Source organism: Amycolatopsis sp. (assembly GCF_036008905.1).
Lineage (GTDB): Bacteria > Actinomycetota > Actinomycetes > Mycobacteriales > Pseudonocardiaceae > Amycolatopsis.
Genome location: NZ_DASYMU010000045.1, coordinates 104,772 through 120,117 on the forward strand (window position 1 = coordinate 104,772; position 15,346 = coordinate 120,117).

Consider the following 15,346-nt stretch of genomic DNA (forward strand, 5'->3'; position numbering starts at 1 on the left):
CTCCCCAGATAGTGGACCCGCCGATCCTACGGGTGTCCGGAAGCGGCCGGAAGCGGCCGGAAACCTTGCCCGAGCTGGGGGCGGACGGCTTCATTCGGGAGCGTTCACGAAATCATGAGAAAGGACGACGCCGTGCCACGACGCCAATTCCGCCCTGTTCGCCGACGCCGCAACCCCGGACCGTTGGCCTGGGCCGGGTTCGCCGGAGGGATCACCATGGGTGCGATAGCCGCGACGCTGATCACCGGGGGCGACGAGCAGCCACCACCGCAGACGACCCAGCTCGCCTCGGGCGAGTTGCCGGAAGCACTCAAGAACCTCTTCGCCGAGTACCTCGCCGAAGAGGGCTACCAGCCCGCCGAAGACGCGGGCGGCGAACCGGTCCCGGCGCCCGGCTCGCCACAACCGGCTCCTGACGACGTCCCTGTCGACGTCCCCGTCCCGGCTCCGGCACCCGCGCCCGCTGCGCCGGTGCCGGTGGCGCCCGTCTCGACCCGTGGCGGGTCGAGCCTCTGGCCGGCCGAGTTCATCCCGCAGCCGCTCGCCCTGCCTGCACCGCTTTCGCCACTGCCGGTTCCCGCGGAACCACTCGATCTCGGCGCCGTCGCGGACGCCGCACCGGCCGCGTTGCAGGCCGCCGGCGACACGGTCCCGGCCGAACTGCGAGCGCTCGTAGCGCCGATCCCGGCCGCCCACGATACGGACACTGAGCCAGATCCGGCCACGCTGCTCATGGACACCGAACCCGCACCTGTCCCCGTGCGGACCGAGAAAGACACCCGGCCGGAGCTGATCCACGCAGGCGCCGAGTCGGTCACCTTCGCGGCTATGGAAGCGGCGGCCCCCGCTCCCGAACCGGAGATCACCGGGCCCTCGGTCACCGAGGTGAGCACGGGCGACGCCATCGTCGTAGCGGCGGAGCCGGAGCCTGCCAAGCCGAAGAAGGAGAAGAAGACGGTCCGGGCGACCGTGTCCGACCACGCGGACGCGAAGAAAGGCCGTCTCGTCGAAGACACCGTCACCGCCGAAGCGCACGCCGAGATGGAGCCCTGCGAGGTCGCCACCCTCGTCGAGGCCGAAAGTGTGGCCGGATGAACCCCCTGATCAAACCCCAACGGATCATCGGAACGGGCACGCTCGCCGTCGCGGGCCTGCTGACCGCCACGGTGCTGGCGTCCGGGTTGTCGAACACCCTCGAATCCGCGGTGGAGACGGGAGTTCAGCAGGTCGCCTTCGCCGACGACCCAACCTCGGCGAGTGCTGACTCCGGTGACAGTGAGAAGGGCCGGCCGGCGAAGGCCAGCGAGAGGCTGAAGGCCGCGATCCTGGCCAAGATGCTCGACCTGGCCGCTCCGCTGGATCCGGCGGACCCGAAGTACAAGCAGAAACTGTACCAGCAGGTGCTGGCCAACCGGGTCATCACCAAGCTGGGCGGCGGCAGCACGAGCGTCTCCTGGAGTGACGTCCAGGGCTTGCTGACGGACGCCTTCGAGATCCACCGCCGGTCCAAGCAGACGGTCACGGGCCTGCATGACCGCATGTCCAAGGTGGACAAGCAGATCGCGGCTCTGCGGCAGCAAGTGACCGACGCGAAGACCAAGGAAGACCGGGAGAGGGCCAACGCGAAGCTGGCGCAGGCGACGAACAGCCGCAAGGAGCTGAACAAACTCCTCAAGGGCGCCGAGCACCACGCCAAGCCGTTCAACCGGGACGCCTACATCAAGACCCTCGAGCGTGCGATCTGGGGGCTTGAGCAGCAGATCAACAGCAAGCTCGGCAAGGAGACGAAGGCGAAGATCAAGAATCGCCTCGAGCAGGCCCGCAAGGACTTGGGGATGGCGATCGAGGACCGCAAGGGCGACGACGGGGATGAAGGCGGCACCCCGGCGAAGCGGAGTGACCCCAAGCAACCGCCGAAGAATCCGTCAACGACAGGCGCCAAGAAGACCACCACGACACCGCCCGTCACCAAGCAGCCGACGACGGTCCGCGTGCCTCCGTCCAGCTACGCCCTCGAGAAGGCGTTCCGCGGCGCCGGTCAGGTGCGGGCGGGCCTCGGTCCCCTCCAGGGCGTGGCGCCGCCGTACTCCTACAAGGAAATCCACGACAATCGGTACCTGCCGACGGCATACGCGTTCGCCCAAGCCCTGCAGGACGCGCCCACGGAAAAGGACAGGCAGTCCATCGAGGACTCGATCCTGCGGCACGTGCTGCCCGATGCACACAAGCGCAAGACCTTCCTCGAAGCGCTGCGCAGTACCTACCGGCCTCAGATCGTGCCGGACGGCAAGGGCAACTACGTCAAGGCGGTCAACCCGATTCGGACGGAGTGGGAGGAGCACATCGCCAGGGCGTTCCCGGTGAACGTGCCGACCCCTCGGGAACTGGCCATCCGGAAGCAGGAGCAGATCGACCGCGAGGACGCACGGCGTGGCGGCCCGATCAAGAAACCCGTCACACCGAGGGAATCGGCGGTCCGCAAGCAAGAGCAGATCGACCGTGAGCAGGCGCAGCGCGGCTCCATCAAGAAGCCGGTCTACTCGCGCAAGGACTCCATCCGCAAGCAGGAACAGATCGACCGCGCCGACGTGCTGCGCGGCGTCAGCAAGACTCCGGAGACCAAACAGGCCAAGAAAGTCCGTGTGCCCAGCTCGCGTGAGGTATCGGTCCGCAAGCAGGAACAGATCGACCGCGCCGACCTCCAACGCGGCGTCAGCAAGACTCCCGCGACCAAGAAGACAACGACGTCGAAGAAGCCGACTGGAAAGGGAGGCAAGAACGTCCCGTCGGCTCTCTGAGGAAGGGGGGTGCGGGTGGCCGTGCCGTGCAGCGGGCGGCACGGCCACCCACGTCGGTTCAGCTTGAACGAGGTGGGCGTGGTGGGTCGTGTGGGACTCGAACCCGCAACCTACGGATTCAAAAGGACAGCGAAGGTTTCGCGGATCAGGCGCAGCAATTCCGGGGGCGTCTTTTCCCGCTCGGGGAGGGCGGAATAGGCGATGAGGGTGCTGCGCATTGCCGCCACGGACGCGCGGGCCAGTACCGAAGCTCGCAGGGCGAGCGCCGTCTCGCCTTCTCCGTTCGAGGTATGCCGTAAGCGGCTCACGATGGCCTCGGCGAGGCCTGCCTCGAACTCGAACAACACCGGCGCGCCTGCCCTTGTGCGCGGGGAAAGGAACTGCGCGGGCGGGCCGCTGAAGAGGATGCCCATGCCTGCTTCGCGCTCAGCGGCGACGTCGAGCAGCGCATTGAGCACCGCCGGATAAGGCGGCTCGTCGGCGGGACGCGCCCGTACCCGCGCTCCGAGCACGGGGATCAAATCGAGTACCTCGCCCAATACCAGGTCTTCCTTGGAGGGGAAGTAGCGGAAGAACGTCCGCTCCGTGACGTCGGCGGCCGAGGCGATGTCCCGCACCGTCGTATCCGCGTACCCCTGCTCGTCGAACATTCGCAGGGCAGCGCTCTGCAGCGCCTGGCGCGTTGCCGCCTTGTTCAGTTCCCGTCGTCCCGGAGTGGTCACGGCCACAGTATCCCATCACGGGACAAAGTGTCAGTCCTGACACTTTTCACTATAGTCGCCGGAAGTGTCGGTTGGCGTGTCGCCGACCCCGTTGAGCACCAAGGAGACTCATGAGCCAGAACCCGCCATCCGCCGACGGCATCGGACGTCGGCGGCTATTGCGTCCCTCGGCAGCGGAACGCATCTGGTGTTGCTCGGTACCGCGGCCGGCCCGGTTCCCATGGCCGGGCGTACGGGCATCGCGTCCGCGCTGGTCGTCGACGGCCGCGTCTACCTGATCGACCTCGGGCACGGTGCGTTCGACCAGATCGAAAAGGCCGGACTGAAGATCGACCAGCTTGCCGGGATCTATGTCACCCACCTGCACTCCGACCACATCGCCGACCTGTATTCCTTGCTGTGGCTGCGTTTCGGTGGCGTCAACCCGTTCACCCGCCCCGTCGACATCTATGGGCCCGGCCGCGCCGGTGCGCTGCCCGACCCGTACCCGCCCGGCCGCGTAGTCCCCACGGTGAATCCGGAGAACCCGACGCCGGGCTTCACCGATTTCATCGACTCGATGATCGCCGGGAGCGCCTACGACATCAACGTCCGCATGCGAGGCGAGGCGTGGCCCGATATCCGCGAGATGTTCACCCCGCACGACATCCCACTGCCCGACGTCGGCGCGGGCCCCCGGGGCGAGATGGCTCCGGCGATGGAGCCGTTCACCGTGATGGAAGACGACCACGTCCGGGTGAGCGCGATCCTCGTGCAGCATCCGCCGGTATTTCCCTCCTACGCGTTCAGGTTCGACACCCGGCACGGATCGGTGGTGTTCAGCGGTGACACCACGGTGTGCCAGCACACCGTGACCCTGGCCCGCGGCGCGGACATCCTCGTGCACGAAGCCATCGACATGCAGGTGGTGGAGATGGCCGGACTGACTCCGGAACAGCTGGAGCACCACCGGATCAGCCACACCGACGCCACCTTGGTCGGGTCGATCGCGCAGGAAGCCGGGGTGAAGACGCTCGTGCTCAGCCATCTCGCGCCAGGCACCGTGTTACTGCCTGACGCGAGCTGGTTCGCCAAGGCAGGCCGTGGCTACGACGGACGCGTGATCGTCGGGCACGACCTGATGACAATCCCCGTCTAGATGTTCCGTGATTCTGGTGTCGTTACTTGGCGTTGTTGTCGACAAGTTCCTTGATGTTGACCTGGACGAGGTGGACTTTGGCGAGGATTTCCTCGGCGGCGGCGGTCCAGGCGAAGGGTTTCGGGTCGTTGTTGCAGGCCTTGATCTGGTTGATCCACGACGATCCGGCAGGGGTGGAGTGAAACTGCACATGCCGGTGTTTCTCCAGCCAGGCAAGGATGTCCGGTGTGGTGTGCGTGGACAGATTGTCCAGCACCACATGAATCTGCTGGCCCGCGTGTGGTGCGACGGCTCGCTTCGGAAACGCCAGGAAATCCGCCCCGTTGCGGGTCGGTTTGCACTCGCCGAATATCTCGCCGGTGCCGACGTTCAATGCCGCGAACAGGTTCGTCGTGCCATGCCGGACGTAGTCGTGGGTGCGTTTTCTCGGCGGCGCCGAACTCGTGCTGGGGAAGTCAGCCCAGTGCGGCCGCCTTGCGCAGCAGCACTGAGCGTTCGCGCTGGTTGGCGCATAGCCGGGCAGCCAGCTCCAGCTCGGCGCGCGCCTCCGGGTGCCGTCCGAGCCGGGCCAGCAGCTCACCGCGTACGGTCGGAACCAGATGCGAACCTGGGAGCCGGTCCGAGGCGATCAGCTCGTCCACGATGGCCAGGGCTTGCTCCGGACCCGAGGCCATGGCCACGGCGACGGCCCGGTTGAGCTCGACCACCGGCGAGGGCGCGACCCGGCCCAGTGCCTCGTAGAGCACCACGATCCGGTCCCAGTCGGTCGCCTCGACCGAGGGCGCCGACGCGTGGGTGGCGGCGATCGCGGCTTGCAGGCCGTAGGGGCCGAGGCCGCGAGTCGACGCCTTGGCCAGCGCGGCCAGCCCACGGCGGATCGCCGAGAAGTCCCACCGCCGCCGGTCCTGGTCCTCCAGCAGGACCGGCGAACCGTCCGGGCCGGTCCGGGCCGGGAAGCGCGCGGCCGTCAGTTCGCACAACGCGAGCAAGCCGTGCACCTCCGGCTCGTCCGGCTGCAGCGCGGCCAGCGTGCGGGCCAGCCGGATCGCCTCGTACGCGACGTCGGGGCGCAGCAGCCGGTCGCCCGACGTGGCTGTCGACCCCTCGGTGAAGATCACGTAGAGGACACTGAGCACGCCGCCCAGCCGCTCCCGGCGCTCGCCGGCCGGCGGCAGCTCGAACGGCACCCCGGCCGCCGCGATCGTCTTCTTGGCCCGGGTGATGCGGGCCTGCACGGTCGGCACAGGCACGAGGAACGCGCGGGCGATCTCCTCGCTGGACAGGCCGCCGACCACGCGCAGGGTCAGCGCCACCCGGGCCTCGCGGGAGAGCACCGGGTGGCAGCTGACGAACATCAGCGCCAGCACGTCGTCGTCGATCCTGTCGGGGTCGATTTCCTCGGGGCCGATTTCTTTGTCGGCCGCCAGCAGGGCGTATCGGTCCTGCAGGGCGGTCCGGCGGCGGATCGCGTCGATCGCCCGCCGCCGGGCCGTGGCCATCAGCCAGCCGACCGGATCGGCCGGAGAGACAAGCGGCCACGACACCAGCGCCTCGGCCACCGCCTCCTGGGCCGCGTCCTCGGCCAGCGCGAAATCGCCGGTGAACCGGGTCAACACCGCGACGATCCGCGCCGACTCGATCCGCCAGACGGCCTCGACATCGGCCGTACCCATCAGATCCGGCCGCTGCTCTCGCGCAAGGCCCCTTCCTTGACGAACGTCCCGTTGTCCTGCGGGACCTCGTCATCCCCGGGCACCCGCCGAACCTCGATCTTGGACCCGCGGGCCACCGGAACCCGCTTGGCCCACTCGACCGCTTCCTCTTTCGAGGCGACATCGAGCAGGAAGAAGCCCCCGAACAGTTCCTTGGTCTCCCCGTACGGCCCGTCGGTGACCACCGGGGTCTCGCCGCTGAAGTCGACCACGACGCCCTTGCCCGGATCGTCCAGCCCTTCAGCCGCGAGGAAAACGCCGGCCTTGACCGTCTCCTCGATGAACCGGCGGGTCGTGGCCATCATCTCGTCGATGTTGGCCATCATGGCCGCGTTCGTCTCGTCGGTGCCCCGCATGATCAGCATGTACTTCGGCATCGTGCTCTCCTCGTCCGGCGGGGCCGCCTCTCGGCCCTCGCACCCACAGGTCGAACGAGCGGCCCGCGGATCGACACGGCCCCGGAGAAATCTCTCGCCGCAACGCAGCCGATCCCTGCGACCCGCGTTTCGCCCGTCAGACCGGCCCCTTGAGTGATGGCTGACGTGGACGCCTTCCCGAGCAGAAAGCTTAACGTCGCAGCTTTGGAAGGCGGCGACGCTGACATAGATCGGGGGAGAAGCATTCGGGACGCGCTCAGTGACTTCTTTCCGCTACCGGGCTGAAGAGAGGGCGACGGGAATCTTTAGGGCGTTTCGTCCGCGGCGCACTCTCATGCCGCGAGTCGCGCTCTGTCATGCCGAAGTGCGCGCATTGCCGAGCATCCAAGAACACGTTGCTGTTCCGCTGTCGCTAACTGTTCCCGCGACGCAAGTGGCGGCTGATATCGCCGACAAGATCGACGCGGACATACCGTTCCACGAAGAACCACTGATCGTCGCGGCGGCGGAAGCGGTCGTGGTAGCGACCACTGGCGATGGGTTGCAGAGGCAGTTCGGGCAGTGCTTGCATCGCGGTGAAATACGAACGGGAGGTCGCTGTGCCTGCCTGTTCGTCTACCTCGATGGCGATGTTGGTGGTGATGTGCCTGGTCCGCGGCGTGCCGTCGTCGTAGATGATCAGAGTGTCCTGGAACATCTTTTCGATGGCGTCTCGGCCGGTCACCGGTCCGCTGGCCCCGGTGAACGTGGCGTTGGCGAGCAATGCGCCGAGTCCGGCGAAATCTCCATCGTCCACGAGTTCTGCGTAGGTCGCGATCAGGTTCTCGATCGCCCGGTAGCTCGGCGGATCGGCAGCGGGGATGCGCGGGGACACGGACATGGTCACTGCCTCCAGTCAGAAAGGTGGTCGAAGACGTCCCCATCGAACACCACGGAGGGACCAACCAGCCTGGGGCTTGAGCCAAACATCCGCTCGTGCCGCTGGTCGGTTCGAGGTGACGGAGTATTCCGCTCGATCCTGGCATCGCTCAGAACAAGGTCGCGGGCTCCACCGGTTCCGGCTCGGGCAGCGCGTCGAGGCCGGGCACCAGCGCTCGCACGTCGTCGTGGAACCGGCGGGCGAGCGCCGGCGCGTCGTTGTTGTCGGGGGTGTGCAAGAAAACCGTCGGCGACCGGCCCTCGCGCAGCCAGCCGGCGACCGCCACGGTCCACGGCCGCCACCCGACGACCGTCTCCTCGATCGAGTCCCGGCCCAGGTAACGGACGATCGGCTGGTCGGTCAGTGCCCGCGTCCGCCGCGGCAGCCGCGGTTTCTTGACCCAGGCATCCTGCGCGGCCTCGCTGGTCGGCGGGCTCTGGAAGAAGGCCGTGGTGTCGAACGGCACCCACTCGGCGTCCGCGTCGGCGAGCGTGCCCTCGAGCAGCGACGTCGAGCCGGCGTCGGTGAAGAACTCGGGGTGGCGCACCTCCACAGCGCGCCGACGGCCGACGGGGAGCCGGCGCAGGAAGCGGCCGAGAGCATCGACGTCCGAAGGGCCGAACGAACCGGGCAACTGGGTCCACAGGACCGCCCGTTCGCCGAGGGGTTCGATCGCGTCCAGGAACGCCCGCATCTCGGCCTCGACCCCGAGGAACCGGCGCTCGTGCGTGACGACCTTGGGCAGCTTGACCACGAACCGGAAGCCGGGGTCGGTCTGCTGCGCCCAAGTCGCGACGGTGTTCCGGGCGGGGGTCGCGTAGAAGGTGGTGTTGCCCTCGACCGCGTTGCACCAGCCGGCGTAGGCCCGCAGGCGCTCCTTGGCCGGCAGCGACTGCGGCACGAACCGCCCCAGCCACGCCTTGTGGGTCCACATCGCGCAGCCGACATGAAGACGTGCCACCCCGTCAGCTCCCCTCGATCGTGAGTGAAAACTACTACCCCGGCAACACTTCCACTCATAGCCCTGGGAGCGACTGGCGGCCTTACCACGGTTCCAACGTCCGCTTCTGCGTCGAACAGCGGCCATTGCTCCATCGCATCACGACGTGTGTCCGGGCGGCAGGCAGGCTGCCGACTGTGAATGGCCACTGGGGTTAGCTGAAGGATGTCTTCGATGGAGTATTCGCCGGAGGAGCTGATCACGCTGCACATGCCTGCTCGGATCTGGGCGGGCATCGATGCCGGGATCGACAATGTCGGGTCTCTTGCAGCTGTTGACGGCGATGGGCAGGCCGTACGCATGGGGCAGGGCATACGTGAAGCGGGCTGGGACCAGGTTATTGGTTGTTGGTTCAGGTGCTCAGGGCGCGGTGGAGTCGTCGTTCGTGCAGCTCGGTGCCGCCGGGTCCTCGGTCGAGCTGGGAACGTCCGGTATCGGTCCAGCCGTGGTGATAGTAGAAGCGCAGGGCGCGTTCGTTGGTGTCGAGAACCCACAAGCCGGTGTGGGTGAAGCCGCAGGATCGGAGCCGGTCGAGGGCGGCGGCGTGGAGCTGGGTGCCGATGCCGCGGCGCCAGACATCGGGGGCGAGGTAGAGCGCGTAGAGGTCGCCGAGGGTGGGGTCGGCGCGGTCGGCGGGTACGAGTGGAGGGCCGGTCGCGGCGAAGCCGACGATGGCGCCCGCGATCGTGGCGACGACCGTGCGGGTGTGCGGCGGGCGGGTGGTGAGGACGTCTGACCAGAACCGTTTCCGGTCGGGGATGGACAGGTCGGCCAAGACATCGTCGGGGAGCAGACCGTGGTAGGCGACGCGCCAGGACTGCACCAGCACGTTGGCGATGGCGTGGGCGTCGGCCTGCGTCGCGTCTCGGAGCTCGACCATGCTGCCGATGCTTCCATGGGAGAACCGCGCTGGCGCCTGGCACCACGTCGTTGCACCCGGACACGGGGTGCGCGTTCAGCGAGATGACCGGGGTGCTCACGCCCTACCGCGGGCAAGGCCTGTCGCTGGCGTTGAAGTTGCTGGCGATCCGTTTCATCCGTTCGTCGGGCTATCGGCACCTCGCTACGTTCCACCACCCGCGCAACGTGACCGCGATAGCGATGAACCGACGCCTCGGTTTCGTCGGCCAGGTCAACAGGGGCGAATCGGTTAGGTCCTGACCTGCCGGTCGACGGAGCCCACCCGACTTTCCGGGCCAGGATCTGATGGTCTCGAGGCGCAAGTGCTGTCACATCTTCGCCGCCACAAGAGACGAGCAGATCGTCAAATGGCCTGATCAGGGCATTGCGGTTTCGAATTACAGTCGAGCTGACCACAGCTCATTCTGAACTGATCGCCTAGGTCGTGTCCTGTGAGTCTGGGCGCGGAGACCGCAAGCGAGACTTAACTGATCGCGAACTACATCGTCAGTACGCTGAACCTTGCCGTCGGCGTCATGGCAACGTTCGCGGGTCCCGTCCTCCCAGCCGGAGCAGGACCTTGCCACCGCGGGAAGCCGCGGCGAATTCCAGCGCCGACGTCGCATCGTCCAGGTCGAACGTGCCGGTGATCAACGGACCCACGTCGAGCCCGTCACCGAGCGCCCGCACGGCATCGGTGATCTCGCCAGAGAACCGGTAGGACCCGACCCAGGTGATCTCCCTGGTCACCAGCTCGCCGAGCGCGGCCGGCGCCGGCGCACCGGGCAGGTTGCCCACCTGCACAAGGGTTCCGCCGCGGGCCGTCGCGCGCAGAACCCCGCCCAGCGCCGCCGGGACACCGGACGCCTCGAAAACCAGTTCGACGTCGTCGGGCAGCCGATCGCCTGCCGCGAGATCCCGCACGTCGTCCGCCCCCAAGGCATGGGCGATGACCAGCGGCTCCCGAGCCACGTCGGCGACGGTGACGCTCGCCGCGCCCGCGAGCTTCGCCGCCGCGACCACCAGGCAGCCGATGGGACCGGCTCCGTTGACCAGTACGTCGCGATCGCGCACGTCACCGGCCCGCCGCACGGCATGCATGGCGACGGCGAGCGGTTCGGCGAGCGCGCCGTGCCGGGTGCTCACGCCGTCCGGCAGCACCCGCACCTGGTCGGCGCGGACCACGGTGTACTCGCTGAAGCCGCCGTCGGTGTGCGGTTCGAACGCCGCCGATCCCAGATAGCGGATCTTCTCGTGCAGATTGGTTCGGCCTGCCAGCCGCCGCGGCAGCACACCGAGCGGAGTGGCCGGGTGCACGGTCACGGGCTGGCCGACGTCCAGCCCGACGACTCCAGGTCCGATGCCGGCGACGCGTCCGGCCACCTCGTGCCCAAGCACGAAAGGGTGCTGGAGCACCGCAGTGCCCGACGCCCCGGTCTTCCAGTAGGCGAGATCCGAGCCGCAGATGCCGCCGAACTCCACGGCCAGCAGCACCTCGCCTCTCCCCGGCACGGGATCGGGCACCTCGTCGATCCGCAGGTCCCGTGGGCCGTGCACGACGACCGCCCTCATACCGCGTCCTCCAGCCGGACCAGGTCGCGCCCCTTGGTCTCCGGCGCGAGGAACGCGGCCACCAGGGTGATCAGCGAGTAGACGACGAGCATGGCCGCGATGGGCCACCAGTGGCCGGTGACCGCGGTGAGCGTGGCGGCCACGACCGGGCCGATCGCGGTGGCGAGGATGCCGCCGATCTCCTTGGACAGAGCCAACTGCGTGAACCGCGTCCTGGCGCCGAATAGCTCCGCCATCGTCACGCTCTCCAGCGAGAACAGCCCGAGCACGCCGAGGTTGAGACCCAGCACCATCGCGATGACCAGTGCCACCGTGCTACCGCCGGTGATCAGCATCATCATGGGGAAGGCGAACGCGGCGGTCAGCAGCGTCAGCGTCAGGTAGACGGGCCGGCGGCCGAAGCGGTCGCCGATCCAGCCGACCAGCGGCACCGTCACGAATCCGAGCAGCGATCCGTAGACGATCGCCGTGGTCGGCACAGTCCGGTTCACCAGTAGCGTCGTGGCGATGTAGCCGACCAGGAACGTCTGGACCAGACCGGAGTTGCCGGCCTGGCCGAAGCGCAGGCCCAACGCAATGAAGAACGCCCTGCCCTTGCGCTGTTTCAGGCCTTCCCGCAACAAGGTGCCGCCACTCGCGGCGGCGGCGTCGATTTCCGCGCGGGACAACGCGACGCCGTCGACCACGTCGAGCCGCTCCTCGAAGACCGGGCTCTCCTTGAGGTTCCGCCGCAGCCACACAGCGAACACCATCAGCACGAAGCTCAGCAGGAACGGCAGGCGCCAGCCCCAGGAGATCAGCTGTTCCTCCGAGAGCGCTCCGATCAGGAACGCCCACAGCGCGGAGGCCGCGAGGGTGCCAGAGTTGGTGCCCAGCGACACCAGCGAGGAGATCAGGCCGCGCCGCTTCACCGGTGCGTACTCGGCCAGCATCACCGTGGCGCCCGCGATCTCCGCGCCGGCGCCGAAACCCTGCACCAGCCGCAGCACGACCAGCAGGATCGGCGCGGCGATGCCGATGGTCTGGTAGCTGGGCAGCGCACCGATCAGGGTGGTCGACGCGCCCATCAGCGCGATGGTGATGAACAGGACCTTCTTGCGCCCGATCCGGTCGCCCATCCGGCCGAAGTAGACGGCACCGGCGAGCCGGGCGACGTAGCCGACGCCGTAGGTGGCCATCGCGGCGATGAGGCCGATGGCAGGACTGACGTCGGGGAAGAAGATCTTGTTGAACACGATGGCCGCGGCCAGGGAGTACAACTGGAAGTCCATGAACTCCATGGCCGTGCCGAGCCAGCCGGACATCGCGGCTCGGGTCAGATCACGCGTGGTACGTGACGCGGGCTCGGTCCGCATCGCATTCGGGGTGCCCGTCATCCATTGCTCCATTGCTCGGCGAGGGGGTGGGTGGGGTTGTCGGTCAGAACTCGACGCGTCCGGCCCGCAGTGCGGGCAGCCGCGCCGCGACGGATTTCGCGAGATCGGTGCGCTCGGCCAGGTCGGCCGCACCGGCCAGCCGGAGCAGCCTGCCGACGAGGTCGACCGGGTCAGGCCGGTCGTACCAGCAGCGGGCCAGCGGTTCGGCGAGTGGATCGGTCGTGCCGAACACGGGGCCCAGATCGTCGGGCCGGGTGGCGTTGACCCACCCGGCGAGCGCGAGTTCGAGCAGCGGCGCCGGAGTTGCCGATTCCCGCAGCGCGCCGAACCACCGCTCGGGAAGCTTCAGCGAGCCGTCGGACCCGATTTGCCGCAGCAGGTGCCGCATGGCCGGGTTGCGAAACCGCGGCACCAGGTCCTCGACGTAGGCCTCCGCGTCCGGTCCGCCCGCGGGCAGGGTCCGCGCGACCTCGGCACAGAACGACCGCACGAACCGCTCACCCCACCGGGTGTGCATGACCTCGCGGATCGTGCCGTACCCCGCCGCCAGCCCGAGGTAGGCCAGCGCCGAGTGGGATCCGTTGAGCAGCCGCAACTTCATCAGCTGGTACGGGGCCACGTCCGGCACCAGCAGCGCGCCGTCGAGTTCCCATCGTGGTCGCGCCGCGGCGAAGCAATCCTCCAGGATCCACTGCCGATAGGGCTCGCCCACCACGGGCATCCCGTCGCGCAGGCCGAGCGCGGCCGACGCGGCACGCTCGTCCTCCCCGGTCGTCGCCGGGACGATGCGGTCGACCACGGAGGAGGGGAACGCCACCGAATTGTCCAGCCACGCCAGCACATCGCTCCGGTCGGGCCAGGACGACGCCGCCACGAACCCGCGCACCACGCCGCGCAGCACGGCACCGTTGGCGGCGGCGTTGTCGCACGACACGACACTGATCGGTGCGCCGTGCGCGCGGTACCGGGCGGCCAGGCCGCCTGCCAGGCGGCCCACGACGGTGCGCAGGTCGCGCACCCCCGCGGCCAGGTCCGCGGCGATCTCCGGTGCGGCGGTGTCCAGGTCGGTGGTGCCGGAACGCCGGTGGTACGCCTTTTCGGTCACCGTGAGCGTGACGACGGTGGTGGCGGGCGCGGCGAGCAGCCCGTCCACCTTGTCCACGTCCCGCCGCATGCGCAGCGCGTCCACGATCGCCCCGACGACCCGCGTCCGGGGGCCGCCGGGGCGCCGCTCGGTCACGGAGTACAGGCAGTCCTGGGCGCGCAGGGCGGTGACCGTCGCCTCCGAACGCGGCGCCACGACGGTGATGCCCCACGGTTCGCCGGTGCGCATGGCGGCGGCCTCGGTATAGACGGCCTGGTGGGCGCGGTGGAACGCGCCGAGTCCGAAGTGGACGATCCGCGGTTTCAGCGCGCGCGGGTCGACCAGCGGACGCAGGCTCACGTCGAGTTTCCTCGCGGTGGCCAAGGTGAGCTGCCCGCGGGGACTCCGCCGATCCAAGGCGGTCACCAGTCGTGCACGGAGCCGTCAAGGCGCCGCGCGACGGGCAGGTAGCGGGGTTCGTAGGGAAAGCGCTCGGCGGCCTTGTCGTCGTACTCGACGCCGAGGCCGGCTTCCTCCGACGGCAGCAGCATCCCTTTGTCGAACCGCACACCGCTGCGGAACACCTCGGCGGTCTCCCCGGCGTACCCCATGTATTCCTGGATACCGAAGTTCGGCACGGAGATGTCGACGTGCACCGCGGCGGCGAGGGTGATCGGCGACAGGTCGGTGGCGCCGTGCGAACCGGTCCGTACCTGGTAAAGCGCGGCGAGGTCGAAGATCCGCCGCAGATGCGTGATGCCGCCCGCGTGGACGACCGTGGTCCGCACGTAGTCGATGAGCTGCTCGGTGATGAGATGCTGCACGTCCCAGATCGACGTCAGGTTCTCCCCGACCGCGATCGGCGTCGTGGTGTGCTGCCGGATGAGCCGGAACGCCTCCTGGTTCTCCGCGGGCGTCGGGTCTTCCATCCAGAAGAGCCTGCAGTCCTCGACGCTTTTGCCGAACCGGGCAGCCTCGATCGGGCTGAGGCGGTGGTGGACGTCGTGCAGGAGGTGGAAGTCGAACCCGAAGCGTTCGCGCACGGCGCGCAGGTAAGCGGGGGCGAAGTCGAGGTAGGCCTCGGTGCTCCACGGCTGCTCGTCGGGCAGCGCCGTCGCCGCGGGCTCGTACACCGCGCCCTTGCGTACGCCGTACGAACCACCGATGCCGGGCACCGCGGCTTGCGCCCGCACGGCCAGGTATCCGAGTTCGCGGAACCGGGCCACGTCGTCCAGCAGTGACGGCACGTCGGTGCCGCTGGCGTGGGAGTAGACCATCACGCCGTCACGTGCCCGGCCGCCCAGCAACTGGTACACGGGCAGCCCGGCGACCTTGCCCTTGATGTCCCACAGTGCCGTGTCGACCGCCGCGATGGCCGTCATCGTCACCGGTCCGCGTCGCCAGTACGCCCCGCGGTAGAGGTACTGCCAGGTGTCCTCGATGCGCGCGGGATCGCGGCCGATCAGCAGCGGGACGATGTGGTCTCGCAGGTAGGACGCGACGGCGAGCTCACGCCCGTTGAGGGTCGCGTCCCCCAATCCGGTGGCCCCGTCGGACGTGGTGATCCGCAGTGTGACGAAGTTCCGCCCCGGTGACGAGACGAGGACCTCGGCGCGCTCGATCGTGCTCACGAATTCGACTCCCTTGCTGCGACGACTATGTCGGCGGTGCTGCCGCCCGCGCCGGGCCAACCGGTCGGGCAGAACTAGTATACAAGTCGCTGTCGCTCAGTTCGTCAAGAGTTGCCG

General features: G+C 68.5%; 15 protein-coding genes. 4 read left to right on the plus strand and 11 right to left on the minus strand.

Annotated elements, in window-relative coordinates:
- Positions 1-114: 114 nt before the first annotated feature.
- Together VGP60_RS09235 and VGP60_RS09240 are read left to right on the plus strand one after the other, a co-directional pair.
- On the plus strand, positions 115-1,095 hold the full coding sequence (locus VGP60_RS09235) for a hypothetical protein (RefSeq protein WP_327547487.1): 981 nt from the start codon (positions 115-117) through the stop codon (positions 1,093-1,095).
- Complete coding sequence (locus VGP60_RS09240) at positions 1,092-2,798, plus strand: hypothetical protein (RefSeq protein ID WP_327547488.1); 1,707 nt, start codon at positions 1,092-1,094, stop codon at positions 2,796-2,798. The genes VGP60_RS09235 and VGP60_RS09240 overlap by 4 nt, the downstream gene beginning before the upstream one ends.
- 110 nt (positions 2,799-2,908) lie before the next feature.
- On the opposite strand, the gene VGP60_RS09245 is transcribed toward VGP60_RS09240, so the two are convergent.
- Complete coding sequence (locus tag VGP60_RS09245) at positions 2,909-3,520, minus strand: TetR family transcriptional regulator (protein ID WP_327547489.1); 612 nt, start codon at positions 3,518-3,520, stop codon at positions 2,909-2,911.
- A 64-nt stretch (positions 3,521-3,584) separates the two neighbouring features.
- Here VGP60_RS09245 and VGP60_RS09250 point away from each other — a divergent pair, with 64 nt between their 5' ends.
- On the plus strand, positions 3,585-4,658 hold the full coding sequence (locus VGP60_RS09250) for an MBL fold metallo-hydrolase (protein ID WP_327547490.1): 1,074 nt from the start codon (positions 3,585-3,587) through the stop codon (positions 4,656-4,658).
- A gap of 22 nt (positions 4,659-4,680) precedes the next feature.
- On the opposite strand, the gene VGP60_RS09255 is transcribed toward VGP60_RS09250, so the two are convergent.
- The 6 genes from VGP60_RS09255 to VGP60_RS09280 all read right to left on the minus strand — a co-directional run bounded on the left by VGP60_RS09255 (position 4,681) and on the right by VGP60_RS09280 (position 9,546).
- Complete coding sequence (locus VGP60_RS09255; RefSeq protein WP_327547532.1) at positions 4,681-5,181, minus strand: transposase; 501 nt, start codon at positions 5,179-5,181, stop codon at positions 4,681-4,683.
- Positions 5,114-6,331, minus strand: a complete 1,218-nt coding sequence (locus VGP60_RS09260) for an RNA polymerase sigma factor (RefSeq protein ID WP_327547491.1) — start codon at positions 6,329-6,331, stop codon at positions 5,114-5,116. Before VGP60_RS09260 ends, VGP60_RS09255 begins: the two co-directional genes overlap by 68 nt.
- Positions 6,331-6,747, minus strand: coding sequence for a YciI family protein (locus VGP60_RS09265; protein WP_327547492.1), 417 nt, complete (start codon positions 6,745-6,747; stop codon positions 6,331-6,333). The genes VGP60_RS09260 and VGP60_RS09265 overlap by 1 nt, the downstream gene beginning before the upstream one ends.
- Before the next feature lie 412 nt (positions 6,748-7,159).
- Positions 7,160-7,627, minus strand: coding sequence for a nuclear transport factor 2 family protein (locus VGP60_RS09270; RefSeq protein ID WP_327547493.1), 468 nt, complete (start codon positions 7,625-7,627; stop codon positions 7,160-7,162).
- A 148-nt stretch (positions 7,628-7,775) separates the two neighbouring features.
- The gene (locus tag VGP60_RS09275; protein ID WP_327547533.1) at positions 7,776-8,600 is read right to left on the minus strand and encodes a DUF72 domain-containing protein; all 825 of its coding nucleotides are present in this window, start codon (positions 8,598-8,600) and stop codon (positions 7,776-7,778) included.
- A 418-nt stretch (positions 8,601-9,018) separates the two neighbouring features.
- A complete protein-coding gene (locus VGP60_RS09280) occupies positions 9,019-9,546 on the minus strand; it encodes a GNAT family N-acetyltransferase (protein WP_327547494.1) in 528 nt (175 codons plus the stop codon).
- Between the two features lie 50 nt (positions 9,547-9,596).
- On the opposite strand from VGP60_RS09280, the gene VGP60_RS09285 reads away from it, so the two are divergent.
- The gene (locus VGP60_RS09285) at positions 9,597-9,827 is read left to right on the plus strand and encodes a GNAT family N-acetyltransferase (RefSeq protein WP_327547495.1); all 231 of its coding nucleotides are present in this window, start codon (positions 9,597-9,599) and stop codon (positions 9,825-9,827) included.
- A gap of 273 nt (positions 9,828-10,100) precedes the next feature.
- On the opposite strand, the gene VGP60_RS09290 is transcribed toward VGP60_RS09285, so the two are convergent.
- From VGP60_RS09290 to manD, 4 genes are read right to left on the minus strand one after another with little or no spacing between them, the layout of a single operon-like run.
- Positions 10,101-11,138: an L-idonate 5-dehydrogenase gene (locus VGP60_RS09290; protein WP_327547496.1), complete on the minus strand. Its 1,038-nt coding sequence runs from the start codon at positions 11,136-11,138 to the stop codon at positions 10,101-10,103.
- Entirely contained in the window at positions 11,135-12,514 is a 1,380-nt protein-coding gene (locus VGP60_RS09295; RefSeq protein WP_327547497.1) for an MFS transporter, read from the minus strand. The genes VGP60_RS09290 and VGP60_RS09295 overlap by 4 nt, the downstream gene beginning before the upstream one ends.
- Before the next feature lie 43 nt (positions 12,515-12,557).
- A complete protein-coding gene (locus VGP60_RS09300) occupies positions 12,558-14,024 on the minus strand; it encodes a mannitol dehydrogenase family protein (protein WP_327547498.1) in 1,467 nt (488 codons plus the stop codon).
- Positions 14,021-15,229: a D-mannonate dehydratase ManD gene (gene manD / locus VGP60_RS09305; protein WP_327547499.1), complete on the minus strand. Its 1,209-nt coding sequence runs from the start codon at positions 15,227-15,229 to the stop codon at positions 14,021-14,023. The genes VGP60_RS09300 and manD overlap by 4 nt, the downstream gene beginning before the upstream one ends.
- Positions 15,230-15,346: the final 117 nt, after the last annotated feature.

Excerpts from the sequence above, each read along its gene's own strand:
- VGP60_RS09260 (WP_327547491.1), bottom strand. The coding sequence starts at position 6,331 with ATGGGTACGGCCGATGTCGAGGCCGTCTGGCGGATCGAGTCGGCGCGG.
- VGP60_RS09270 (WP_327547493.1), bottom strand. The coding sequence starts at position 7,627 with ATGTCCGTGTCCCCGCGCATCCCCGCTGCCGATCCGCCGAGCTACCGG.
- VGP60_RS09235 (WP_327547487.1), top strand. The coding sequence starts at position 115 with ATGAGAAAGGACGACGCCGTGCCACGACGCCAATTCCGCCCTGTTCGC.
- VGP60_RS09295 (WP_327547497.1), bottom strand. The coding sequence starts at position 12,514 with ATGACGGGCACCCCGAATGCGATGCGGACCGAGCCCGCGTCACGTACC.
- VGP60_RS09290 (WP_327547496.1), bottom strand. The coding sequence starts at position 11,138 with ATGAGGGCGGTCGTCGTGCACGGCCCACGGGACCTGCGGATCGACGAG.
- VGP60_RS09275 (WP_327547533.1), bottom strand. The coding sequence starts at position 8,600 with ATGTGGACCCACAAGGCGTGGCTGGGGCGGTTCGTGCCGCAGTCGCTG.
- VGP60_RS09280 (WP_327547494.1), bottom strand. The coding sequence starts at position 9,546 with ATGGTCGAGCTCCGAGACGCGACGCAGGCCGACGCCCACGCCATCGCC.
- VGP60_RS09240 (WP_327547488.1), top strand. The coding sequence starts at position 1,092 with ATGAACCCCCTGATCAAACCCCAACGGATCATCGGAACGGGCACGCTC.
- VGP60_RS09265 (WP_327547492.1), bottom strand. The coding sequence starts at position 6,747 with ATGCCGAAGTACATGCTGATCATGCGGGGCACCGACGAGACGAACGCG.